This is a genomic window from Pseudomonas sp. p99-361 (genome assembly GCF_003935475.1).
In the GTDB taxonomy this organism is placed as follows: domain Bacteria; phylum Pseudomonadota; class Gammaproteobacteria; order Pseudomonadales; family Pseudomonadaceae; genus Aquipseudomonas; species Aquipseudomonas juntendi.
Map to the genome: position 1 here is coordinate 78,777 of NZ_RHQO01000001.1, position 23,525 is coordinate 102,301.

At 63.0% G+C, this 23,525-nt stretch carries 24 protein-coding genes; 16 read left to right on the plus strand and 8 right to left on the minus strand.

Annotated elements, in window-relative coordinates:
- Genes nuoI through nuoN form a run of 6 tightly spaced genes read left to right on the plus strand, consistent with a single transcriptional unit; the run spans nt 1 to nt 6,281 of the window.
- Nucleotides 1–549, plus strand: a complete 549-nt coding sequence (gene nuoI, locus EGJ22_RS00355; RefSeq protein WP_016488223.1) for an NADH-quinone oxidoreductase subunit NuoI — start codon at nt 1–3, stop codon at nt 547–549.
- Nucleotides 550–559: 10 nt separating this feature from the next.
- The gene (nuoJ, locus tag EGJ22_RS00360) at nt 560–1,060 is read left to right on the plus strand and encodes an NADH-quinone oxidoreductase subunit J (RefSeq protein WP_029886632.1); all 501 of its coding nucleotides are present in this window, start codon (nt 560–562) and stop codon (nt 1,058–1,060) included.
- A 3-nt stretch (nt 1,061–1,063) separates the two neighbouring features.
- Complete coding sequence (nuoK, locus tag EGJ22_RS00365) at nt 1,064–1,372, plus strand: NADH-quinone oxidoreductase subunit NuoK (protein ID WP_003251446.1); 309 nt, start codon at nt 1,064–1,066, stop codon at nt 1,370–1,372.
- Complete coding sequence (nuoL, locus tag EGJ22_RS00370) at nt 1,369–3,222, plus strand: NADH-quinone oxidoreductase subunit L (protein WP_009686419.1); 1,854 nt, start codon at nt 1,369–1,371, stop codon at nt 3,220–3,222. Before nuoK ends, nuoL begins: the two co-directional genes overlap by 4 nt.
- Nucleotides 3,223–3,271: 49 nt before the next feature.
- Nucleotides 3,272–4,804, plus strand: a complete 1,533-nt coding sequence (gene nuoM / locus EGJ22_RS00375; RefSeq protein ID WP_029886633.1) for an NADH-quinone oxidoreductase subunit M — start codon at nt 3,272–3,274, stop codon at nt 4,802–4,804.
- 7 nt (nt 4,805–4,811) lie between these two features.
- Entirely contained in the window at nt 4,812–6,281 is a 1,470-nt protein-coding gene (nuoN, locus tag EGJ22_RS00380) for an NADH-quinone oxidoreductase subunit NuoN (RefSeq protein WP_029886634.1), read from the plus strand.
- A 78-nt stretch (nt 6,282–6,359) separates the two neighbouring features.
- On the opposite strand, the gene EGJ22_RS00385 is transcribed toward nuoN, so the two are convergent.
- A complete protein-coding gene (locus EGJ22_RS00385) occupies nt 6,360–6,623 on the minus strand; it encodes an ogr/Delta-like zinc finger family protein (protein ID WP_029886635.1) in 264 nt (87 codons plus the stop codon).
- Nucleotides 6,624–6,823: 200 nt separating this feature from the next.
- Between EGJ22_RS00385 and EGJ22_RS00390 the strand changes: the two genes are divergently transcribed.
- Nucleotides 6,824–7,192, plus strand: a complete 369-nt coding sequence (locus EGJ22_RS00390) for a helix-turn-helix domain-containing protein (RefSeq protein WP_029886636.1) — start codon at nt 6,824–6,826, stop codon at nt 7,190–7,192.
- Here EGJ22_RS00390 and EGJ22_RS00395 read toward each other — a convergent pair.
- Genes EGJ22_RS00395 through EGJ22_RS00405 form a run of 3 tightly spaced genes read right to left on the minus strand, consistent with a single transcriptional unit; the run spans nt 7,189 to nt 8,148 of the window.
- Nucleotides 7,189–7,551: a hypothetical protein gene (locus tag EGJ22_RS00395; RefSeq protein WP_009686414.1), complete on the minus strand. Its 363-nt coding sequence runs from the start codon at nt 7,549–7,551 to the stop codon at nt 7,189–7,191. The two genes, EGJ22_RS00390 and EGJ22_RS00395, sit on opposite strands and share 4 nt — an antisense overlap.
- Nucleotides 7,544–7,888, minus strand: coding sequence for a head completion/stabilization protein (locus EGJ22_RS00400; protein ID WP_029886637.1), 345 nt, complete (start codon nt 7,886–7,888; stop codon nt 7,544–7,546). Before EGJ22_RS00400 ends, EGJ22_RS00395 begins: the two co-directional genes overlap by 8 nt.
- Nucleotides 7,889–7,899: 11 nt before the next feature.
- Nucleotides 7,900–8,148, minus strand: a complete 249-nt coding sequence (locus EGJ22_RS00405) for a response regulator transcription factor (protein WP_029886638.1) — start codon at nt 8,146–8,148, stop codon at nt 7,900–7,902.
- 219 nt (nt 8,149–8,367) lie between these two features.
- Between EGJ22_RS00405 and EGJ22_RS00410 the strand changes: the two genes are divergently transcribed.
- Nucleotides 8,368–10,440, plus strand: a complete 2,073-nt coding sequence (locus tag EGJ22_RS00410; protein WP_029886639.1) for a TonB-dependent receptor domain-containing protein — start codon at nt 8,368–8,370, stop codon at nt 10,438–10,440.
- 70 nt (nt 10,441–10,510) lie between these two features.
- Here EGJ22_RS00410 and EGJ22_RS00415 read toward each other — a convergent pair whose 3' ends face one another.
- Complete coding sequence (locus EGJ22_RS00415; RefSeq protein ID WP_029886640.1) at nt 10,511–11,071, minus strand: NADPH-dependent FMN reductase; 561 nt, start codon at nt 11,069–11,071, stop codon at nt 10,511–10,513.
- 156 nt (nt 11,072–11,227) lie between these two features.
- Here EGJ22_RS00415 and EGJ22_RS00420 point away from each other — a divergent pair, with 156 nt between their 5' ends.
- Entirely contained in the window at nt 11,228–11,446 is a 219-nt protein-coding gene (locus tag EGJ22_RS00420) for a hypothetical protein (protein WP_009686408.1), read from the plus strand.
- A gap of 61 nt (nt 11,447–11,507) precedes the next feature.
- Here the strand turns inward: EGJ22_RS00420 and dnaQ are convergent, their stop codons facing one another.
- From dnaQ to EGJ22_RS00435, 3 genes are read right to left on the minus strand one after another with little or no spacing between them, the layout of a single operon-like run.
- Nucleotides 11,508–12,266: a DNA polymerase III subunit epsilon gene (gene dnaQ / locus EGJ22_RS00425; protein ID WP_029886641.1), complete on the minus strand. Its 759-nt coding sequence runs from the start codon at nt 12,264–12,266 to the stop codon at nt 11,508–11,510.
- Nucleotides 12,267–12,316: 50 nt separating this feature from the next.
- Nucleotides 12,317–12,763 carry a ribonuclease HI gene (rnhA, locus tag EGJ22_RS00430; protein ID WP_029886642.1) on the minus strand — a complete coding sequence of 149 codons (447 nt, stop codon included), beginning with the start codon at nt 12,761–12,763 and terminating at the stop codon, nt 12,317–12,319.
- 15 nt (nt 12,764–12,778) lie between these two features.
- Complete coding sequence (locus tag EGJ22_RS00435; protein WP_029886643.1) at nt 12,779–13,552, minus strand: class I SAM-dependent methyltransferase; 774 nt, start codon at nt 13,550–13,552, stop codon at nt 12,779–12,781.
- Between the two features lie 85 nt (nt 13,553–13,637).
- On the opposite strand from EGJ22_RS00435, the gene gloB reads away from it, so the two are divergent.
- The 7 genes from gloB to EGJ22_RS00470 all read left to right on the plus strand — a co-directional run bounded on the left by gloB (nt 13,638) and on the right by EGJ22_RS00470 (nt 23,473).
- Nucleotides 13,638–14,417, plus strand: a complete 780-nt coding sequence (gene gloB / locus EGJ22_RS00440; RefSeq protein WP_029886644.1) for a hydroxyacylglutathione hydrolase — start codon at nt 13,638–13,640, stop codon at nt 14,415–14,417.
- Nucleotides 14,418–14,517: 100 nt separating this feature from the next.
- A complete protein-coding gene (locus tag EGJ22_RS00445; RefSeq protein ID WP_029886645.1) occupies nt 14,518–15,948 on the plus strand; it encodes a lytic transglycosylase domain-containing protein in 1,431 nt (476 codons plus the stop codon).
- A gap of 158 nt (nt 15,949–16,106) precedes the next feature.
- Nucleotides 16,107–17,936: an extracellular solute-binding protein gene (locus EGJ22_RS00450; RefSeq protein WP_202981961.1), complete on the plus strand. Its 1,830-nt coding sequence runs from the start codon at nt 16,107–16,109 to the stop codon at nt 17,934–17,936.
- Nucleotides 17,933–19,768, plus strand: a complete 1,836-nt coding sequence (locus tag EGJ22_RS00455; RefSeq protein ID WP_029886647.1) for an extracellular solute-binding protein — start codon at nt 17,933–17,935, stop codon at nt 19,766–19,768. The genes EGJ22_RS00450 and EGJ22_RS00455 overlap by 4 nt, the downstream gene beginning before the upstream one ends.
- A gap of 1 nt (nt 19,769) precedes the next feature.
- Complete coding sequence (locus EGJ22_RS00460) at nt 19,770–20,843, plus strand: microcin C ABC transporter permease YejB (protein ID WP_009686399.1); 1,074 nt, start codon at nt 19,770–19,772, stop codon at nt 20,841–20,843.
- A gap of 1 nt (nt 20,844) precedes the next feature.
- Entirely contained in the window at nt 20,845–21,864 is a 1,020-nt protein-coding gene (locus tag EGJ22_RS00465; protein WP_029886648.1) for an ABC transporter permease, read from the plus strand.
- Between the two features lies 1 nt (nt 21,865).
- Nucleotides 21,866–23,473: an ABC transporter ATP-binding protein gene (locus EGJ22_RS00470; protein WP_029886649.1), complete on the plus strand. Its 1,608-nt coding sequence runs from the start codon at nt 21,866–21,868 to the stop codon at nt 23,471–23,473.
- The last annotated feature ends 52 nt before the right edge of the window (nt 23,474–23,525 follow it).

Here is a 23,525-nt window from a genome sequence, read left to right on the forward strand (position 1 = left end):
ATGTTCAAGTATATCGGCGACATCGTTAAAGGCACCGGCACCCAGCTGCGCAGCCTGGCCATGGTGTTCTCCCACGGGTTTCGCAAACGCGACACCCTGCAGTACCCCGAAGAGCCCGTGTACCTGCCGCCGCGCTACCGCGGCCGCATCGTGCTCACCCGCGACCCCGACGGCGAGGAGCGCTGCGTAGCGTGCAACCTCTGCGCGGTGGCCTGCCCGGTCGGCTGCATCTCGCTGCAGAAAGCCGAAACCGAGGACGGCCGCTGGTACCCGGAGTTCTTCCGCATCAACTTCTCACGCTGCATCTTCTGCGGCCTGTGTGAAGAAGCGTGCCCGACCACCGCGATCCAGCTGACTCCGGATTTCGAAATGGCCGAGTTCAAGCGTCAGGACCTGGTGTACGAGAAAGAAGATCTGCTGATCTCCGGCCCCGGCAAGAACCCTGACTACAACTTCTACCGTGTTGCGGGTATGGCCATCGCTGGCAAGCCGAAAGGCGCTGCACAGAACGAAGCCGAGCCGATCAACGTGAAGAGCTTGCTCCCATAAGGACAGAAAGATGGAATTCGCTTTCTACTTCGCATCCGGGATCGCCGTGGTGTCCACCCTTCGGGTGGTGACCGGCACCAACCCCGTGCACGCCTTGCTTTACCTGATCATTTCGCTGATTTCCGTGGCCATGATCTTCTTCTCCCTGGGTGCGCCGTTCGCCGGTGCCCTGGAAGTGATCGCTTACGCGGGCGCCATCATGGTGCTGTTCGTGTTCGTGGTGATGATGCTCAACCTCGGGCCGGCTTCGGTGGCCCAAGAGCGCGGCTGGCTCAAGCCCGGCATCTGGGCCGGGCCGGTCATCCTTGGCGCCCTGCTGCTGGCAGAGCTGCTGTACGTGCTGTTCGTCACCCCGAGCGGCGCCGGCATCAGCGGTACCATCGTGGGCCCGAAAGCCGTGGGGGTCAGCCTGTTCGGCCCTTACCTGCTGGTGGTCGAACTGGCGTCGATGCTGCTGCTGGCGGCAGCTGTGACCGCCTTCCACCTGGGCCGCAACGAGGCGAAGGAGTAAATCATGGGTGCTATCCCTCTCGAACATGGCCTGGCAGTCGCCGGCATCCTGTTCTGCTTAGGTCTGGTTGGCCTGATGGTCCGCCGCAACATCCTCTTCGTGCTCATGAGCCTGGAAGTCATGATGAACGCCTCTGCCCTGGCGTTCGTCGTCGCCGGGGCCCGTTGGGTACAGCCCGACGGCCAGGTGATGTTCATTCTGGTGATCAGCCTGGCAGCTGCCGAGGCCAGCATTGGCCTGGCCATCCTGCTGCAGCTGTACCGCCGGTTCCACACTCTCGACATCGATGCTGCCAGTGAGATGCGCGGATGAACCTTCTCTTCCTGACTTTCGTCTTTCCCCTCATCGGCTTCCTGCTGCTGTCGTTCTCGCGCGGACGGTTCTCGGAGAACCTGTCCGCGCTGATCGGCGTCGGCTCGGTAGGCCTGTCGGCGGCCACGGCCGCCTACGTCATCTGGCAATTCAACGTCGCCCCACCTGAAGGCGGCGCTTACAGCCAGTTGCTGTGGCAATGGATGTCGGTGGACGGCTTCGCGCCGAACTTCACCCTGTACCTGGACGGCCTGTCGGTCACCATGCTCGGCGTGGTCACCGGTGTCGGGTTCCTGATCCACCTGTTCGCCTCCTGGTACATGCGTGGCGAAGCCGGCTACTCGCGCTTCTTCTCGTACACCAACCTGTTCATCGCCAGCATGCTGTTCCTGATCCTTGGCGATAACCTGCTGTTCATCTACTTCGGCTGGGAAGGCGTGGGCCTGTGCTCGTACCTGTTGATCGGTTTCTACTACAGCAACCGCAACAACGGTAATGCCGCGCTCAAGGCATTCATCGTCACCCGCATCGGCGACGTGTTCATGGCCATCGGCCTGTTCATCCTGTTCGCCCAGCTGGGTACCTTGAACGTGCAGGAACTGCTGGTGCTGGCACCACAGAAATTCCAGGCGGGCGACACCTGGATGGTGCTGGCAACGCTGATGCTGCTGGGCGGTGCGGTGGGTAAATCGGCCCAGCTGCCACTGCAGACCTGGCTGGCGGACGCGATGGCCGGCCCGACCCCGGTTTCGGCACTGATCCACGCCGCGACCATGGTGACTGCGGGCGTGTACCTGATCGCCCGTACCAACGGCCTGTTCCTGCTGGCACCCGACATCCTGCACCTGGTAGGCGTAGTCGGTGGCGTGACCCTGGTACTGGCCGGCTTCGCCGCGCTGGTGCAAACCGACATCAAGCGTATCCTCGCCTACTCGACCATGAGCCAGATCGGCTACATGTTCCTGGCCCTGGGCGTCGGTGCCTGGGACGCGGCGATCTTCCACCTGATGACCCACGCGTTCTTCAAGGCACTGCTGTTCCTGGCCTCCGGTGCGGTGATCGTGGCCTGCCACCACGAGCAGAACATCTTCAAGATGGGCGGCCTGTGGAAGAAACTGCCCCTGGCCTATGCCAGCTTCGTGGTCGGTGGCGCGGCCCTGGCCGCCCTGCCGATCGTGACGGTAGGCTTCTACTCCAAGGACGAGATCCTCTGGGAAGCCTTCGCCAGTGGCAACACCGGCCTGCTGTACGCCGGCCTGGTGGGCGCGTTCATGACCTCGCTGTACACCTTCCGCCTGATTTTCATCGCCTTCCACGGCGAAGCCAAGACCGAAGCGCATGCCGGCCACGGCATCAGCCACTGGCTGCCGCTGGGCGTACTGATCGTGCTGTCGACCTTCATCGGTGCCTGGATCACCCCACCGCTGGCCGGCGTGCTGCCTGAAAGCGCCGGCCATGCCGGTGGCGCCGCCAAGCACGCGCTGGAAATCACCTCGGGGTCGATCGCCATTGCCGGTATCCTGCTGGCAGCCCTGCTGTTCCTGGGCAAGCGCAGCTTCGTCAGTGCGGTGGCCAACAGCAGCATCGGCCGTGTGCTTTCGGCCTGGTGGTTCGCTGCCTGGGGCTTCGACTGGATCTACGACAAGCTGTTCGTCAAACCTTACCTGCTGATCAGCCACATGCTGCGCAAGGATCCGGTTGACCGCGGCATTGGCCTCATTCCTCGCCTGGCTCGCGGCGGCCACGTCGCCATGAGCAAGACCGAGACTGGCCAACTGCGCTGGTACACCGCCTCGATCGCCGTTGGCGCAGTGCTGGTACTCGGCGCTGTGGTAGTGGCTGCGGTATGACCATGAACTTTGCGAACCTTGCGACCCTGCAAAAGGAAACGAACCCGTCATGATTTTGCCTTGGCTGATCCTGATCCCCTTCATCGGCGGCTTCCTGTGCTGGCTGGGTGAGCGCTTCGGCGCCACCCTGCCGCGCTGGATCGCGCTGCTGACCATGTCCCTGCTGCTAGGCATCGGCCTGTGGCTGTGGGCTCACGGCGATTACACCCTCGCCCCCGCACCTGGCGCCGAACCGGCCTGGGCCCTGGAATACAAAGTCCAGTGGATCCAGCGCTTCGGCATCAGCATCCACCTGGCCCTCGATGGCCTGTCGCTGCTGATGATCCTGCTTACCGGCCTGCTCGGTGTGCTGTCGGTCCTGTGCTCGTGGAAAGAAATCCAGCGTCACGTCGGCTTCTTCCACCTCAACCTGATGTGGATCCTGGGCGGCGTGGTCGGTGTGTTCCTGGCACTGGACCTGTTCCTGTTCTTCTTCTTCTGGGAAATGATGCTGGTGCCGATGTACTTCCTCATCGCGCTCTGGGGTCACAGCTCGGCAGATGGCAAGAAGACCCGGATCTACGCGGCGACCAAGTTCTTCATCTTCACCCAGGCCAGCGGCCTGATCATGCTGGTGGCGATCCTTGGCCTGGTCCTGGTCAACTACAACACCACCGGCGTGCTCACCTTCAACTACAGCGACCTGCTCAAGGCCCAGTTGCCTGCGGGCGTGGAATACCTGCTGATGCTGGGCTTCTTCATCGCCTTTGCGGTGAAGCTGCCGGTGGTGCCGTTCCACTCCTGGTTGCCTGACGCTCACGCCCAGGCGCCCACTGCAGGTTCCGTGGACCTGGCCGGTATCCTGCTGAAGACTGCGGCCTATGGCCTGCTGCGCTTCGCCCTGCCGCTGTTCCCGAACGCCTCGGCCGAGTTCGCGCCGATTGCCATGACCCTGGGCCTGATCGGCATCTTCTACGGTGCCTTCCTGGCTTTCGCGCAAACCGACATCAAGCGCCTGATCGCCTTCTCCAGCGTCTCGCACATGGGCTTCGTGCTGATCGGTATCTACTCCGGCAGCCAGCAGGCCCTGCAAGGCGCGGTGATCCAGATGCTGGCCCACGGCCTGTCGGCTGCCGCGCTGTTCATCCTGTCGGGCCAGCTGTACGAGCGCCTGCACACCCGTGACATGCGCCAGATGGGCGGCCTGTGGCACCGTATCGCCTACCTGCCCGCCATCAGCCTGTTCTTCGCCGCTGCCTCGCTGGGCCTGCCCGGCACCGGCAACTTCGTCGGCGAGTTCCTGATCCTGCTCGGCAGCTTCGTGCATGTACCGTGGATCACCGTGATCGCCACCACCGGCCTGGTATTTGGCTCGGTGTACTCGCTGATCATGATCCACCGCGCCTACTTCGGCCCGGCCAAGAGCGACACCGTACTGGCCGGCATGGACGGTCGCGAGCTGATCATGGTGCTGGGCCTGGCGGTCCTGCTGATCCTGCTGGGCGTGTATCCGCAGCCATTCCTCGACACCTCTGCCGCCACCATGAGTGGTGTGCAGCAGTGGCTCGGCTCCGCTTTCACTCAACTCGCTTCGGCCCGGTAAGAGCGCTATGGAATTCACCACTCAACACTTCATCGCATTGGCGCCGATGCTGATCACCACCATCACCACGGTGGTGGTGATGCTGGCGATCGCCTGGAAGCGCAACCACTCGCAAACCTTCCTGCTGTCCACCGTGGGCCTGAACCTGGCGCTGCTGTCGATCCTGCCGGTGCTGAAGGTGGCACCGTTGGCGGTCACCCCGCTGCTGACCATCGACAAGTTCGCCTGCCTGTACATGGCGATCATCCTGGTGGCCACGCTGGCTTGCGTCACCCTGGCCCATGCCTACCTGGGCGAAGGCTCCAAAGGCTTCCCGGGCAACCGTGAAGAGCTCTACCTGCTGCTGCTGATGTCGGCACTCGGTGGCCTGGTGCTGGTCAGCGCCAACCACCTGGCGGGGCTGTTCATCGGCCTGGAGCTGCTTTCGGTGCCGGTCTACGGCCTGGTGGCCTATGCGTTCTTCAGCAAGCGCTCGCTGGAAGCCGGTATCAAGTACATGGTGCTGTCGGCCGCCGGTTCAGCGTTCCTGCTGTTCGGCATGGCCTTGCTGTACGCCGACGCCGGCAGCCTGAGCTTCGACCAGATCGGCAAGGCCCTGGCGGCTACCAGCATGCCAAGTCTGGTGGCCCAACTGGGCCTGGGCATGATGCTGGTCGGCCTGGCCTTCAAGCTGTCGCTGGTACCTTTCCACCTGTGGACCCCGGACGTGTACGAAGGCGCCCCGGCGCCGGTTGCCGCATTCCTCGCAACCGCCAGCAAGGTCGCGGTGTTCGCCGTGGTCGTGCGCCTGTTCATGCTCTCCCCTGCTGCCAGCAGCGGCGTGCTGAGCACCGTACTGGCGGTCATCGCCGTTGCCTCCATCCTGGTCGGTAACCTGCTGGCGCTGACCCAGAGCAACCTCAAGCGCCTGCTCGGTTACTCGTCCATCGCCCACTTCGGTTACCTGCTCATCGCCCTGATCGCCAGCAAGGGCCTGGCCCTGGAAGCCATGGGCGTGTACCTGGTCACCTACGTGATCACCAGCCTGGGCGCCTTCGGGGTCATCACCCTGATGTCCTCGCCCTATGGCGGCCGTGACGCCGATGCCCTGTACGAATACCGCGGCCTGTTCTGGCGCCGCCCATACCTGACTGCAGTGCTGACCGTGATGATGCTGTCGCTGGCGGGCATCCCGCTGACCGCCGGTTTCATCGGCAAGTTCTACATCATCGCCACCGGTGTCGAGTCGCACCTGTGGTGGCTGGTTGGGGCCCTGGTGATCGGCAGCGCCATCGGCGTGTACTACTACCTGCGTGTCATGGTCACCCTGTACCTGGTCGAGCCGAACCTGCGTCGCCACGACGCACCGCTGAAGTGGGAGCAGCGCACCGGTGGCGTCATGCTGCTGGCCATCGCCATTCTTGCTTTCGTACTGGGTGTGTACCCGCAACCCCTGCTGGAAATGGTCCAGCAAGCCGGCCTGCAACTGATCGGCTGATTGCCCTGGCAATGAAAACACCCCGCTGATGCGGGGTGTTTTTTTATGTGCGTGTTTTATGTCGCTGAGCATGCCAGCTCATTCACCAGGGCTACCCAGCCCTGCGCCCGACAGGGCCGCCTTGCGCAAATCACCATTGGCTGAAGGCAGGTAGACTTCCGGGTTGGGCATGCCGCTGGGCGACAGTTCATGGGTCATTTCGAATTCGGCACGTACCGACCAGCCACAGGCCTCGGTTGTGCATTGCAAATAAGCAATGCGCAGGAAAATATGGCGACCTTCACTGGTGCGGATGCGCATCCTGCTGTGGCAGTGCGGGCAGACAAGCTTGTAAGTACTCACGGCAAGTACCTGCAAGCACTGTTCAGGTTCAACTTCAGTGAGAATGCTCGCCGGAGTGTGTCAGTATTGGCCACAAAATCGGGACTATTCTTCAGTTTGGTCTTTCTCATTGCAGAAATGCTCCTTAAAACGCAGGGCTGTATTCATAACGAGTAGTTTAAGCCCATGGAATATCATTAAACCAGTCATGGATATTTGTTATGAGTACTCACGTACTGGCTGCGGTGCTCACGCGGCTCAAGCTTCTAACCGGCGCGCAGTCCGACGCCGATCTTTCGCGCGCACTGTCGGTGAGCCCGCAGACGCTCAGCAGCTGGAAGGTGCGCGATAGCATTCCCTATTCCCTTTGCATCGAGATCGCCAGGCAACATGCCTGCTCGCTGGACTGGCTTCTGCTCGGCCATGGCGAGCAGGCCCCGGCAAGCCGGGGCCTGACGGGTTGGGAAGCCGATGTGCTCGAGCGCCTGCGCACCTTGTCGCCCAGCGACCGCCAAGCCATCTTGCTGTTCATCGAAGACAAGCAGCGAATCCGGCAACTGGAACAGCGGTTGAGCGAGCTGGCAGGTTAACCCCGCTTACGCCAGCGCTGGATCAGTTCACGCGGGTCGAGGGTGTCGACCAGCACCATGACCTTCAGGCTGACCGGAATGACGATTACCGCTGCCACAAAACCGGCCATGCCACGTGACAGCAAGGGCACCGACTCCGAAATCAGCGGCTCGAACAAATGGCCCACGCCTACGGTGACGAAGACCAGCAAGAGTTTCTTGGCCAGTGTCAGGCGCTTGGCGGTGTTGGTGATCAACCGGTCGCGTGCGGCACTGACCAGCAACGCCCCCAGCAGCGCGGCGAACAACACATTGCCATCCACCCCCAGCATCTGCGCCAGGGTTGAACCCAAGTGGTCGCAGAACCATTGTTCAGGCATGTTTCAGCCCTCGTCGCGGTCCAGCCAGGCAAGGCGCGGAACCCAAGGTATGCAGGATGGCGGCTTCGACAAAACGGGTGTAACACACATGCAAGGCGCGCCCATGGTCATGCCCGGCCACTTCCTCGAGGCGTTGGTAGCCCCGCTCACGCAGCGCCGCTCGCCAGCGGGCGAACTCGCTTGCCGCAGCAATTACGGCACAGCGCGCGGCCACCTCCAGCGCCGCATCACTGACTGGCTGCTGCAGCTTCAGCCGTTCATGCAACCTGCCCAAGTCCACCCGGGGCCAGAACGGGTCGTGGCTATCGGCAATGCGCGGTAGACGATCGGTACTCATGCGTCACCTCCTCATTGCTCGGCCAGCATGCCGTAACGAATAGCCTTGATCACTGCAGCTACCCGGGTGGGCACATCGAATTTGCGCAGGATGTTGGACACGTGGAAATTCACGGTCGACTCCTTGCACGCCAGGATCTGCCCGATTTCCCAGGAACTCTTGCCATAGGCGCACCACAGCAGCACCTGCTGTTCACGTGGTGTCAGGCGCACCGGGGCGTCCGCCGGAGGGTGCTGCGAATGTCGAGCGTTGTCGGTCATGTTTGAACTCCACGGGTGAGTGAGCACGGCACGCTTGCCGATCTGCGTTCACCTTACGAAGCCCGGGCGGCAGCCTCCATCGCCGCCGCTTGTAATGAACTTTCGTACAAAAGCGTCTGACGAAAGCAGCGGGAAAATGAGTGCTTTTCTTCGTGCTCCCGGCGGCATTTCGCTCGTCTCAACGCCGTTGTCCATTCGCTTTTCGCCTGGAGTCGTACAATGCGTCGCGTTATGCCCCTGTCATCCTGCCTGGGCCTGCTGGCTGCCATGGGCGCCACCCAGCCCGCCGTGGCGGCACCCTCGTTCGAGCTCGACCAGGTTCTGATCACCGACGAGGAGCAGACCGAACTGACGGCCGCCACCCAGCGCCTGCGCGAAATACCGGGCGCCAGCAACCTGGTGGACATGCAACGCGTCGGCCAAGGCCGGGTGGCCAGCAACCAGGACGTGCTGGCCTACCAGCCCGGTGTGTTCGCACAATCGGCAGGCAACGACGGGATCAAGTTGTCGATCCGCGGCTCAGGCCTCAATCGTGCCCCGGGGGCACATGGCTCTGGCATCTACACGATGTTCGACGGGCTGCCATTGACCGGCCCGGGGGGTACCCCCTACGAGCTGTTCGAACCCTTGTGGCTAAGCCGCGCCGAGGTGTTGCGCGGCGCCAACGGCTTCGATCAGGGCGCGCTGGCACTGGGTGGCGCGATCAACTACGTCACCCACACCGGCTATGACGCTGCACCGCTGCAGGTACGCTACGAGGTGGGCAGCCGCGGCTACCAGCATCGGCATATCAGCTCGGGCCAGGTGCTGGGCAACCTCGACTACTACGTCGCGTTGACCGATGCCGAATACGACGGTTACCAGGCTCACAGCAGCGGCAGTGCCAAGGGCGTGGCTGCCAATGTCGGCTACCGCTTCAACCCCAACCTCGAAACGCGCTTCTACCTGCGCTACCGGGAAACCGAGAACGAACTGGCCGGGCGCCTGACCAAGGACCAGATCAAACACCACCCTCGGGCGGCTAACCCTGCCTACCTGGCCCGTGACGATAGCCGCCCGCAACCGGGCAGCACCTGGGTAGGCAACAAGACTACCTTCTACCTCGACGATGACGCGCGGGTGGAAGCCGGCCTGGTCTACCACGACTACCCCATGGACCTGCGCGAAGGGCCGATGCGCTTGAAGGTGGCCTATACCGACGTCAGCGGCACGCTCAACTATTCGCGCCGCGACAGCCTGTACGGCCACGAGAGCAAGACCACTCTCGGCTGGCGCACCACCAAACACCTGCCCAACAGCGGCGCCTCGCAGTTCGCCCGCTCTGGTGATGTGTTCGGTGCAAGAACGCGGGACTTCACCTACCAGGGCTCCGATACCGTGCTGCATGCCGGCAATGACCTGGAACTGGTGCCCAACCTGTGGCTGACCACCGGCCTGGCCATGATCTACACCCGGCGTGAAAGCGACGTCACCTACCCTGCCGAGGGCGGCAAAGTGAGCATGCATGACTGGGATTACGCCCCCCGTGTGGGCTTGCGCTACGACCTTCGGCCGGACCTGCAGGTGTATGGCAACCTCAGCCGTTCGGTAGAGCCGCCACACCCCTGGTCGCTGATCTGGAGCGCACCGAGTACTGGCGGCAAACAGATCCAGCCGATCGAAATGCAGAACCAGACTGCAACCACCCTGGAAGTGGGCGCACGTGGCGATTCGGCCATCGGCCGCTGGGACCTGGCCTGGTACTACGCACAGGTGCGCCACGAACTGCTCGCCGTGGAAGTGGTGCCGAACTTCACCTCCGAGTTCAATGCCAGCGCCACGGTGCACCAAGGTGTGGAAGCCGGCCTCGTCAGCACCTTGTGGGAACGCGCAGGCACGGGCAAGTTGAGCCTGCGCCAGGCCTATACATTCAGTGACTTCCACTACCGCGATGACGAGGCGTTCGGTGACAATCGCCTGCCTGGCATCCCCATGCACTATTACCAGGCCGAGCTGCGCTACGACTGGCCGAACGGTTTCCATGCCGGGGTGAATACCCAGCTGGCATCCAAGGTTCAGGTGGACTACGCCAACAGCTACCACGCTGATGAATATGCCCTGCTCGGCGCGCGTATCGGTTGGGATTCACCCCGCCAGGACTGGCAAACCTGGCTGGACCTGCGCAACCTCACCAACCAGCGTTATGCAGCGACGGTGACGCCCGCCTACAACGATGCCGGTAATGACAATGCGCGCTCCACCCCGGGCGAAGGCTTCAGCGTATACGCCGGGCTTTCCTACAGCTTCCGCTGACGCATGGCGCCCCTTGCAGCAGCGGGCCAGGCCACTGCGGCAAGGGGCATCTCACGAGTGGGTTGGCGGTTCAGACCGACCGGTTCAGCTTCACCCATGAAGCAAACTTGTCGATGAAGGCCTGCAGGAATGGCCGGGTCTTGTCGTTGAGCTTGCCCGACTCGTCGAACAGGTTGGCGGCACCGCCAATGTAGGCTTCGGGCATCTGCATGCACGGCATGTCCAGAAATACCAGCGCCTGGCGCACGGCATGGTTGGCACCAAAGCCGCCGATAGCCCCTGGCGAAACGCTCACCACCGCAGTGGGCTTGCCGCTCCAGGCACTGTGCCCGTAAGGCCGGGAGCCAACGTCAATGGCGTTCTTCAGGCAGCCGGGGACCGAGCGGTTGTATTCAGGGGTGACGAACAGCACGGCATCGCTGCGGCGAATTTCATCGCGAAACCGTTTCCAGGGTTCGGGCGCACCCTCGGCCTCGACATCCTCGTTGTACAGCGGCAGATCGCCAATTTCGACGATTTTCAGGGCAAGGCTGGACGATGCCAGCTCCGCAAGTGCGCGGGCGACCTTACGGTTGTAGGACTCCTTGCGCAAGCTACCGACAACAACCGCAACCGAATACACCTGGCTCATGGCAATTTCCTACCTATACGGGTTAAAGGACGTTGTAGTTATAGATGACCGTTTCTCGCCGCTTTGGTTTTTTTTCATCGACGCGAAAACTTCCAGCCCTCCTGCACGGTCTATGACTACAGACATTTCCTACGTATTTCAGAGGTTTCCACCCAAATGGCAGCAGTAATGGTCGGCCAATTCCACGCCCGTGACGCCGAAGGCCGCATCTACCCCGTGCACGAGTTTCAGGAGTCGACCCTGCAACTTGACGGCAGCACACTGGGCGCCCCCATCACCACCTACCGCCTGGCCATCGGCGACAAGGTCAACTACCTGGGTGAAAACCGCTTCGAGCTGGCGCGCAGCGGTGTCGAGCTCATTCGCATTCCGTGAAGCAAGCCGTGGCGCATGGCCGGTGATGGATGACCGGCAGCAGCAAGACAGATAGCCACAATCAGCCGGCAGCTGACTCGGTCAGCACCTGCCACATCGAAGGCCCGCCTGCCGATTTGGCTATGGCTGCCAACCGCTCGGCATGCGCTTCCAGCTCTTGGGCATTGGCCATGATCACGCGCCCCGGCACTCGCCCGGTGATCCGGCGGATTTCGCTGCCGCCGGCAGCCTGCCCGTCACCTTCGGCATCCGCCCCATGGCCGGCCAGCGACAGGCTGGTCTGGCCACCGGTCATCGCCAGGTAGACGTCGGCCAGCAGTTCCGAGTCGAGCAGTGCGCCGTGCAGCTCGCGGCCCGAGTTGTCGATATCGTAGCGTTTGCACAGCGCATCGAGGCTGTTGCGCTGCCCCGGGTGTCGCGAACGCGCCAGCAGCAAGGTGTCGAGAACGGTGCAGTACTGCGACACGTCCGCGCGATGCTGCTGGCCCAGCAAGGCGAATTCGTTGTTGATGAAGCCTACGTCGAACGCCGCGTTGTGGATGACCAGCGTGGCGCCCTGGATGAACTCGAAGAATTCATCGGCCACATCGGCGAAGCGCGGCTTGCCGACCAGAAACGCGTCGGTGATGCCGTGGACGTTGATCGCCCCCTCGTCACTTTCGCGGTCCGGCTGCAGGTAGACATGGAAATGCCGCCCGGTCAGCCGCCGGCCGATCACCTCGACACAGCCGATTTCGATGATCCGGTGACCTTCGCCAACCGGCATACCCGTGGTCTCGGTATCGAGAATCACGTACCGTTTATCTTGCTGCTGCTCCACGCCGGGCGCTCCAACTTGCATCAGTTACGAAGCGGCGATTGTACCCCAGCTCAACGCTGGGCGCGCACCTCATCGACCCCACGGTTGGCCAACTGGTCGGCCCGTTCGTTGCCGGGGTGGCCGATGTGCCCGCGTACCCACTTCCAGGTGACCTTGTGGCGGTTGACCTGCTCATCCAGCAGTTGCCACAGGTCGGCGTTTTTTACCGGCTCCTTGGCCGCGGTTTTCCAGCCGCGCTTCTTCCAGTTGACCATCCACTCGTTGATGCCCTTCATCACATATTGCGAGTCGGTGGTCAGCACGACTTCGCATTCACGCTTGAGCGACATCAGCCCCTGGATCGCCGCCATCAGTTCCATGCGGTTGTTGGTGGTTTCACGTTCGCCGCCCCACAGTTCCTTCTCGACGCCCTTGTAGATCATCAGCACCCCCCAGCCACCCGGGCCAGGGTTGCCCTTGCAGGCACCATCGGTAAACATTTCGACGCTATCGCTCATGTACCACTCTTGAATTCAGTGCTTGTCAGTTTCAGGGTTGGCTGCCGTGCGGTTGACCTTGGCCAGCGGCAGCGGCAGCAGCTTGCCCATGGGCTCGCGACGCTGCTGACGCAGGGGCCGCAGCCCGACCACCATCTTGCGCGCCACCAGCAGGTAGACCCCACCACCGGCACCTTGCCAGCCGCCGGCCAGCCGCTCCCAGCCTTGCAGGCGCTGCTGCCAGGCCGGTGAGGCAAGCGGCGGACGATAGCACCCGAAGCGGCGTTTCTCCAGCGCGAAGCCCAGCAGGTTGAGCCAGTCGCCAACCCGCGACGGCGAGATGCAGCGCGCCTTGCGCAAGGCGCCATGGCTGAAGAAATGGCGCATGCCCCAACTGCTCCACGGGTTGATGCCCACGATCAGCAAGTGCCCCCCCGGGCGCACGGCACTGGCTGCCTCGCGCAGCAGGCCATGTGGCGACAGGCAGAAGTCCAGGCCATGCTGCAGCACCACCACGTCGGCAGCATGCTCGCTCAGCGGCCAGGCCTGTTCCTCGCAGACAATTTCAACCCCAGGCAACGGCGCACCAAGGCGCACATTGCGCTGCACCTGGGGTGCCTGGGGCGGTGCTTCGGCGCAGGGCCCGTAATGCACCAGGTAACCACCAAAAAAGCGCCCCAGCTCTTCTTCCAGCAGTTGGTCTTCTTCCTTGAGCATCAGTTGGCCGAGTGGGCCATTGAACCACTCACGGGCCAGGCTGATCAGCTCGACCCAGTCCGGATCGGCCTGGGCAAAGGCTTGGTCGGTCATTGCGCTCTCCCTCGAAGGTTCTCCCGCCGCGCCATCGCGGCTAAGATGCCTTCATGTGCCACGCTAGGTGAATCGGATCCGCACCATGATACAGATCGATGCTCTTCCCGCTTTCTCCGACAACTACATCTGGTTGTTACAGGATACTGCCAAACGCCGTTGTGCGGTGGTCGACCCCGGCGACGCCGGCCCGGTGGAGCGTTGGCTGGCCGCCAACCCCGGCTGGGCGCTGAGCGACATCCTCATTACCCACCACCACGACGACCACGTCGGCGGCGTGGCACGGCTCAAGCAACTGACCGGCGCGCGGGTCTGTGGCCCGGCCAACGAGCAGATTCCCTGCCGTGACCTGGCGCTGGACGAGGGCGCCGAGGTCGAAGTGCTGGGCGTGGTATTCCAAGTGCTGGCGGTGCCCGGCCACACCCTGGGCCATATCGCTTTCTTCAGTGACCAGCCGGCAACCCCGCTCCTGTTCAGCGGCGATACCCTGTTCGCGGCCGGTTGCGGGCGCATGTTCGAGGGCACGCCCGAGCAGATGCAACCCGCCCTGGCCCGCCTGGCGGCCCTGCCCGCGCACACCCAGGTGTACTGCGCCCACGAATACACGCTTGCCAACCTGCGCTTCGCCAAGGCCGTCGAGCCCGACAACCCGCATGTGCAGCAGCGCTTCGACGAGGTGACCCGGTTGCGCGCCGACCAGCGCATCACATTGCCGTCGACGATTGGCCTGGAGCGCCTGACCAACCCCTTTTTGCGCACCTCTGAAACATTAGTTAAACAAAAAGCAGACGAATGGAAGGGACATTCAAACGCTACGCATGTCTCTGTTTTTGCTGCCTTGAGGTCTTGGAAAGACACCTTCTGATAACCGCAAGATATATCGCAATCTGTGTTCAACGGTTGACCCGGCCCGGAGCGGTTTCTAGAATCGCCGAAATTTTTTGCCCGGATACCTGTCTCAGCCGATGTCTTCCCGTAGCCGCAGAACCTCTCATTCAGTCGCCCTGACGCGCCTGGCCCAAATCAGTGCGCTGGCTCTGGCCGCCACTCTGGTGGGTTGCCAGAGCACCCGTCAGCTCGACGAATCCGATAGCGTTCGCGCGCACAACTACCAGGCGCGGATCAAGCACAAGCCCGCGCCGCTGCTGGTCAAGCCGGCCGAGCAGGCGCCACAGGACGTATGGGAGCGCATGCGCCAGGGCTTTGCCCTGCAGGACAGCATCGACGTCAACCCGCGCATCGAGCAGCAGCGCCTGTGGTTCGCCAGCAACCCCACCTTCATCGAGAGCGCCGGCGAGCGCGGCAGCCTGTACCTGCACTACATCGTCGAGCGCCTCGAGGAGCGTGACATGCCGCTGGAGCTGGCGCTGCTGCCAGCCATTGAAAGCGCCTACAACCCGATGGCGTATTCGCGGGCCAGCGCCGCGGGCATGTGGCAGTTCATGCCGGCAACCGGTCGCCACTTCAACCTGCGCCAGACCAATTTCTATGACGGCCGCCGCGACATTACGGCCTCGACCAATGCCGCGCTGGACTACCTGACCCGCCTGCATGACATGTTCAACGGCGACTGGCTGCTGGCCCTGGCCGCCTACAACGCCGGCGAAGGCACGGTCAGCCGCGCCATCGAACGTAACGAGCGCCTGGGCCTGCCAACCGACTACTGGAACCTGCCGCTGCCCCAGGAAACCCGCGACTATGTGCCCAAGCTGCTGGCCCTGTCGCAAGTAGTGCTTACCCCTGAAGCCTACGGCGTGAACCTGAACCCGATCGCCAACGAACCCTACTTCGAAGCCGTGGCCATCAATGATCGGCTCGACCTGTCGCGGGTGGCGGCCTTTGCCAACATCGACGAAGACGAGCTGATCCAGCTCAACCCCGCCTTCAAGAAACGCATGACCGTGGACGGGCCCAAGCAATTGCTGGTGCCGACCGCCAAGGCACAATTGCTGAGCAACAGCCTGTCCAACCTCAACCCCGAGCAGCTGGTCGCCCTGCAACCGAACAAGGCCGTGTTCGCCCGTGCCGTGGCCGAAACCAGGGCACCGGCGGCTGCGCGCAGCTACCGGGTCAAGCGTGGCGACAATCTGGGCGCGATTGCCAAGGCCAACCGCGTATCGATCAAGGACATCAAGCGCTGGAACCGCCTGTCCGGCAACAACCTGCGCGCTGGCCAGGTCCTGGCCCTGCGCGGCGGCAACGCCCCGAGCGCCGCCGGCAATCGCGTAGCGGCGTCGGCGCAGCGCTCTACCCAGTACAAGGTGCGCAAGGGTGACTCGCTGTACCTGGTGGCCAAGCGCTTCAACGTGGAAATGAAGCACCTCAAGCGCTGGAACCCGCGCAGCGGTCATGCCCTCAAGCCCGGGCAGACCCTGACCGTCTACGTCGGGCATTGAAAGTCTCAAGCTGCAAGCAGCAAGAAAAAAGCAATTCGCGTACACCGCCGCTTTTTCTTGCAGCTTGAAGCTTGAAGCTTGAAGCTCTCTTTTTCCCACCCCCCCAAGCTGTTACTGTACGCCGACAAAAGCCCAACGCCTCTGGATCGGATGCCGACTTGATACGTCCCCTCCTGCTGTCAATCAGCCTGGCCTTGAGCTTTCCCGCAGTCGCGATGGTGAGCGAAAGCCACGGATACGCGCAGTTCGGCACGCTCAAGTACCCAGCCACGTTCACCCACTTCGACTGGGTCAACCCGCAAGCGCCCAAAGGCGGCACGTTGCGGGCGATGGCCTTTGGCACCTTCGACACCCTCAACCCCTATACCTTCAAGGGGTCTAGCCCGGTTACCACGCCCAACTTCCAGCAGTACGGCATCAGCGAGCTCAACGAGCCGCTGATGGTCGGTACCGGCCAATACGACCCGTCCGGCGACGAGCCCACCTCCAGCTACGGCCTGATTGCCCGCTCGGTGGAATACAGCGAGGACCGTAGCTGGGTGGTGTTCAACCTGCGCCCGGAAGCCCGCTGGCATGACGGCAAGCCGATCACCTCGGCAGACGTGGCCTTCTCCTACCGCACGTTGCTCAAGGACGGCCACCCGATCTACCGCACCAACCTGCAGGAGGTGCAGCGGGTCGACATCCTCGGCCCGCTGCGCATCCGCTTCGTGTTCAAGCGCGCTGGCAACCCACTGCTCATCCTGCGCCTGGGCGAGATGCCAGTGCTGCCCAAGCACTACTGGCAGCACCGTGACTTCAAGGCCACTACCTTCGAGCCGCCATTGGGCAGTGGCCCGTACCGCATCACCGAGGTGCAGCCGGGGCGCCGGCTGGTGTTCGAGCGCGTCAAGCGTTACTGGGGCAAGGACCTGGCCGTCAACCGAGGCAAGTACAACTTCGATCGCGTGGAGTACGAATTCTACCGTGATGCCACCGTGGCCTTCGAAGCGTTCAAGGCCGGTGAATTCGACATCTATATCGAACACCAGGCGAAGAACTGGGCCAACGGCTACAACTTCCCGGCCGTGCGCCGTGGCGAGGTGATCAAGGCGCAGATCCCGCACCGCATCCCCACGCAAACCCAGGGCCTGTTCATGAACAGCCGCCGGGCGACCTTCAGCGACCCGCGGGTACGCCAGGCACTGGGGCTGATGCTCGACTTCGAGTGGACCAACCGCGCCCTGTTCAGCAACGCCTACCGGCGCTCGACCAGCTACTACCCCAACAGTGAGTTCGCCGCCAGTGGTGTGCCCACCGGCAAGGAATGGCTGCTGCTGGCCCCATTCCGTGACCAGTTACCCGCCAAACTGTTCAGCGAACCGTACCAGGTCAGCCACACCGCCGGCCGTGGCGTCAGCCGCGAAACCTTGCGCCAGGCACTGGCCCTGCTCGCCGAGGCGGGGTGGAAGCTGAACGGCCAGCGCCTGGTCGACAGCAAAGGCCAGCAGTTGCGCATGGAGCTGTTGCTGGTAAACCCCAACCTTGAACGCATCCTGCAACCTTATGTCGAAAATCTGTCCAGCATCGGTATCGATGCGCGCTTGCGCACCGTGGACCGTGCCCAGTACAAACAACGCCTGGACCAGTTCGATTTCGACATGATTCTGATGACCCTCAATCAGACCCTGAGCCCCGGCCTGGAGCAGTGGTTGTACTTCCATTCGAGCCAGGCCGGCACCAAGGGCAGCAAGAACTATGCAGGGGTCAAGGACCCGGTGGTCGACCACCTGCTCGACACCCTGTTGGCCGCACGCACCCGCGACGACCAGGTGGCTGCCGCCCGCGCCCTGGACCGCGTCCTCTCATGGCAGTACTACATGATCCCCAACTGGTACCTGGACAACCATCGCCTGGCCTACCGCAACCGGTTCGCCTTCGTCACCACACCGCCCTATACCCTTGGGCTGAACAGCTGGTGGATAAAGACTTCGGAGAAAGCCCAATGATGCCAACGCACCGCTTGCGCCGGCTGGCTGGCAGCCTGTTGCTCGCCTGCCTGAGCCTTCCCGCCCTGGCCGCACCGCAACATGCCCTCACCCTGTACGACGAGCCGCCCAAATACCCTGCCGACTTCAAGCACTTCGACTACGTGAACCCCGAGGCGCCCAAGGGTGGCACCTTCCGCCAGTCCAGTTTCGGCGGGTTCGACAGCCTCAACCCGTTCATCAACAAGGGCGTGCCGGCCGAAAACATCAGCATCATCTACGACACCCTGATGCGCCAGAGCCAGGACGAACCCTTCACCGAATATGGCCTGGTCGCCGGCAAGATCGAGAAAGCCCCGGACAACAGCTGGGTGCGCTTCTACCTGCGCCCCGAAGCACGTTTCCACGATGGCCACCCCATGCGTGCCGATGACGTGGTGTTTACCTTCAACGCCCTGATCAAGGATGGTGCGCCGCTGTATCGTCAGTACTATGCCGACGTCGCCGAGGTGGTCGCCGAAGACCCGTTGAAAGTGCTGTTCAAGTTCAAGCACCGGAACAACCGTGAGCTGCCGCTGATCCTCGGCCAGTTGCCGGTGCTGCCCAAGCACTGGTACGAAAACCGCGACTTCAACCGCGGCAACCTGGAAGTTCCACTGGGCAGCGGCCCGTACAAGGTGGCCGAGGTCAAGGCCGGGCGCTCAGTACGCTACGAGCGGGTCAAGGACTACTGGGCCAAGGACCTGCCGATCAACCGTGGGTTCTACCACTTCGATGTCATGACCTTCGACGCCTACCGTGACACCACCGTAGCCCTGCAAGCACTCAAGGCCGGCGCGTTCGACTATGGCCTGGAAGTCAGCGCGAAAAACTGGGCCACCGCCTACGACGTGCCCGCGGTGCGCGAAGGCCGGCTGATCAAGGAAGAGCTGCCCAACGGCAACCCCACTGGCATGCAGGGCTTCATTTTCAACATCCGCCGCCCGGTGTTCCAGGATGTGCGCGTACGCCACGCCTTGAGCCTGCTGCTGGACTATGAGTGGACCAACAAGCAACTGTTCAACGGTGCCTACACCCGTACCGGCAGTTACTTCGAAAACTCGGAAATGGCCGCCCGGGGTCTGCCCAGCGCCAGCGAGCTGAAGATCCTCGAGCCGCTGCGGGGCAAAGTACCCGACCAGGTGTTCACCGAGGCCTTCCACAACCCGGTCAGCGACGGCAGCGGCATGATCCGCGAGCAGCAGCGCCAGGCCTACAAGCTGCTGCAGGAGGCCGGCTGGAAAATCGTCGACGACAAGATGGTCGATGCCCAGGGCAAACCGGTAAGCATCGAATTCCTGCTGGCGCAGACCGAGTTCGAACGCATCCTGCTGCCGTTCAAGCGCAACCTGGCTGACCTGGGTATCGAGCTGAACATCCGCCGGGTCGATGTTTCGCAGTACATCACCCGCCTGCGCTCACGCGATTTCGACATGATCGTCGGCGGCTATCCGCAGTCCAACTCGCCCGGCAACGAGCAGCGCGAATTCTGGTCCAGTGCCGCCGCCGACAACCCCGGCAGCCGCAACTTCATCGGCCTGCGCGACCCGGCCATCGACCAGCTGGTCGACCAGCTGATCAATGCCGACTCGCGCCAAAGCCTGATCGACCATTGCCGCGCCCTCGACCGGGTATTGCTGTGGGGCTATTACGTGATCCCCAACTGGCACATCAAGACCTGGCGGGTCGCCTACTGGAACCACATCGGGCACCCGAAAGTGTCGCCCAAGTACGACATCGGCATCGACACCTGGTGGATCAAGCCCGGGGTAAGCCCGGCCGTCAGCGCAGCCCCCGCGGACGAGGCCAACTGAGATGCTGGCCTACATCCTGCGCCGCCTGCTGCTGATCATCCCGACCCTGTTCGGCATCCTCATCATCAACTTCATCATCGTCCAGGCTGCCCCCGGTGGCCCGGTCGAACAGATGATCGCCAAGCTCGAAGGCTTCGAGGGCGCCACCAGCCGCATCGCCGGTGGCGGTGCCGAGGTGTCCGTGGCGGGCTCCAACTACCGTGGCGCCCAAGGCCTGGACCCGGCGCTGATCGCCGAAATCGAGCGCATGTACGGGTTCGACAAATCGCCGCCCGAACGCCTGTGGATCATGATCAAGAACTACGCCCGACTGGATTTCGGCGACAGCTTCTTCCGCGATGCCAAGGTCATCGACCTGATCATCGAAAAGATGCCGGTGTCGATCTCGCTGGGGCTGTGGAGCACCCTGATCATGTACTTGGTGTCGATCCCGCTGGGCATCGCCAAGGCGGTACGCCATGGCAGCCACTTCGACGTGTGGACCAGTTCGGCGATCATCGTCGGCTATGCGATCCCCGCCTTCCTGTTCGCCATCCTGCTGATCGTGCTGTTCGCCGGCGGCAGCTACTTCGACTGGTTCCCGCTACGCGGCCTCACCTCCAACAACTTCGACGAGCTGAGCACCACCGGCAAGGTGCTGGACTACTTCTGGCACCTGGTGCTGCCAATCACCGCGCTGGTCATCGGCAACTTCGCGACCATGACCCTGCTGACCAAGAACAGCTTCCTCGACGAAATCAACAAACAATACGTGGTGACCGCCAAGGCCAAAGGCCTGAGCCGGCCACGGGTGCTGTATGGCCATGTGTTCCGCAACGCCATGCTGCTGGTGATTGCCGGCTTCCCTTCGGCGTTCATCGGTATCTTCTTCACCGGCTCCCTGCTGATCGAGGTGATCTTCAGCCTCGACGGCCTGGGCCTGATGAGCTTCGAGGCGGCCATCAACCGCGACTACCCGGTGGTCTTCGGCACCCTGTTCATCTTCACCCTGCTGGGGCTGGTGGTGAAACTGATCGGCGACCTGACCTACACCCTGGTCGATCCACGCATCGACTTTGCCAGCCGGGAGCACTGACATGGCCTTGTCCCCCCTCAACCGACGGCGCTTCGAGCGCTTCAAGGCCAACCGCCGTGGCTGGTGGTCGCTGTGGTTGTTCCTGATCCTGTTCGGCCTCAGCCTGGGTGCCGAACTGATCGCCAACGACAAACCGATTGCCGTGCGCTACGACGGCCAGTGGTACTTCCCCGCCTTCAAGCGCTACCCGGAAACCACGTTCGGCGGCGAGTTCCCGCTGGAAGCCAACTACAAGAGCCCCTACATCCGCGAGCTGCTGGCCAAGAAAGACAGCTTCGTGCTGTGGGCGCCGATCCCGTTCAGCTACCAGAGCATCAACTACGACCTGCGTGTTCCGGCCCCGGCACCGCCCTCGGCGGACAACTGGCTAGGCACCGACGACCAAGGCCGCGACGTGCTGGCGCGGGTGATCTACGGCTTCCGCATATCGGTGCTGTTCGCCCTGACCCTGACCGTGGCCAGCTCCATCATCGGCGTCCTCGCGGGGGCCTTGCAGGGGTTTTATGGCGGTTGGGTCGACCTGGCCGGGCAACGCTTTCTGGAAATCTGGTCGGGGCTGCCGGTGCTGTACCTGCTGATCATTCTTGCCAGTTTCGTGCAGCCGAACTTCTGGTGGCTGCTGGGCATCATGCTGCTGTTTTCCTGGATGAGCCTGGTCGACGTGGTGCGCGCCGAGTTCCTGCGCGGCCGCAACCTGGAGTACGTGCGTGCCGCCCGAGCCCTGGGCATGCGCAACGGCGCAATCATGTACCGGCACATCCTGCCCAACGCCATGATCTCGACCATGACCTTCATGCCGTTCATTCTCACCGGCGCCATCGGTACCCTCACGGCCCTGGACTTCCTCGGCTTCGGCCTGCCCGCCGGTTCGCCCTCGCTGGGCGAGCTGGTGGCCCAGGGCAAGTCCAACCTGCAGGCACCCTGGCTGGGCATCAGCGCCTTCGCGGTACTGGCGCTGATGCTGAGCCTGCTGGTATTCATCGGCGAATCCGCCCGCGACGCCTTCGACCCGAGGAAGTGACATGAGTGAACAGAACCTGATCGAAGTGCGCGACCTGGTCGTCGAGTTTGTAACCGGCGACCAGGTCAACCGGGTGGTGGATGGCATCAGTTTCGACATCCGCAAAGGCGAGACGCTGGCGCTGGTCGGTGAAAGCGGCTCGGGCAAGTCGGTGACTGCGCACTCAATCCTGCGCCTGCTGCCCTACCCCTTGGCCCAGCACCCGCGCGGCAGCATCCGCCATGAAGGCAAGGACTTGCTGCAGCAGAACGAAAAAACCCTGCAGCGCATTCGCGGCAACCGCATTGCGATGATCTTCCAGGAGCCGATGACGTCGCTGAACCCGCTGCACTGCATCGAAAAGCAGATCAATGAAATCCTTCTGCTGCACAAGGGCCTGACCGGCAAGCAAGCCACTGCGCGCACCCTGGAGCTGCTGGAAATGGTCGGCATCCCGGAGCCACGCAAGCGCCTCAAGGCCTTGCCCCACGAGCTGTCCGGCGGGCAACGCCAGCGGGTGATGATCGCCATGGCCCTGGCCAACGAGCCGGAACTGCTGATTGCCGACGAACCGACCACGGCGCTGGATGTGACCGTGCAGCTGAAAATTCTCGACCTGCTCAAGGAACTGCAGGCACGCCTGGGCATGGCGCTGCTGCTGATCAGCCATGACCTGAACCTGGTGCGGCGCATTGCCCACCGCGTGTGCGTGATGCAGCGCGGGCAGATTGTCGAGCAGGCGGACTGCGCGGCCCTGTTCAGCGCGCCGCAACACCCCTACACGCAGATGCTGATCAATGCCGAGCCCAGCGGGCTGCCGGCGCACAACCCGGTAGGTGCGCCGCTGCTGCAAGTCGATGAGCTCAAGGTCTGGTTCCCGATCAAGAAGGGCCTGCTGCGGCGTACTGTCGACCATGTCAAGGCGGTGAACGGGGTCAACTTCAGTTTGCCGCAGGGGCAAACGCTGGGCATCGTCGGGGAGTCCGGGTCGGGCAAGTCGACATTGGGCCTGGCGATCCTGCGGCTGATTGCCAGCCAGGGGGGTATCCGCTTCCACGGGCAAGACCTGCAGGGGATGAACCAGAAAGCCGTGCGCCCGTTACGGCGCGAGATGCAGGTGGTGTTCCAGGACCCCTTCGGCAGCCTCAGCCCGCGCATGTGCGTGGCAGACATCGTTGGGGAGGGCTTGCGCATTCACGGTATCGGCAATGCTCAGGAGCAGGAGGCGGCCATCATTGCGGCGCTGGAGGAGGTAGGGCTCGACCCGGGCACCCGGCACCGCTACCCGCATGAGTTTTCGGGTGGGCAGCGCCAGCGCATTGCCATCGCCCGGGCGCTGGTGCTCAAGCCGGCGCTGATTCTGCTGGATGAGCCGACCTCGGCGCTGGACCGCACGGTGCAGCGCCAGGTGGTCGAGTTGCTGCGTAATCTGCAGCAAAAATACAACCTCACTTACCTGTTCATCAGCCATGACCTGGCGGTGGTCAGGGCACTGAGCCATCAGTTGATGGTGATCAAGCATGGGCAGGTGGTTGAACAGGGGGATGCGCAGGCAATCTTCCATGCACCGCAACATCCGTATACCCGCCAGCTACTGGAGGCGGCGTTTCTGGAGGTGGAGCCTTCGTGAAGCCGCGCCCGGGCAGTTTGCTGGGGTGATGCGAGCCTGGGCGGCGCGTTGC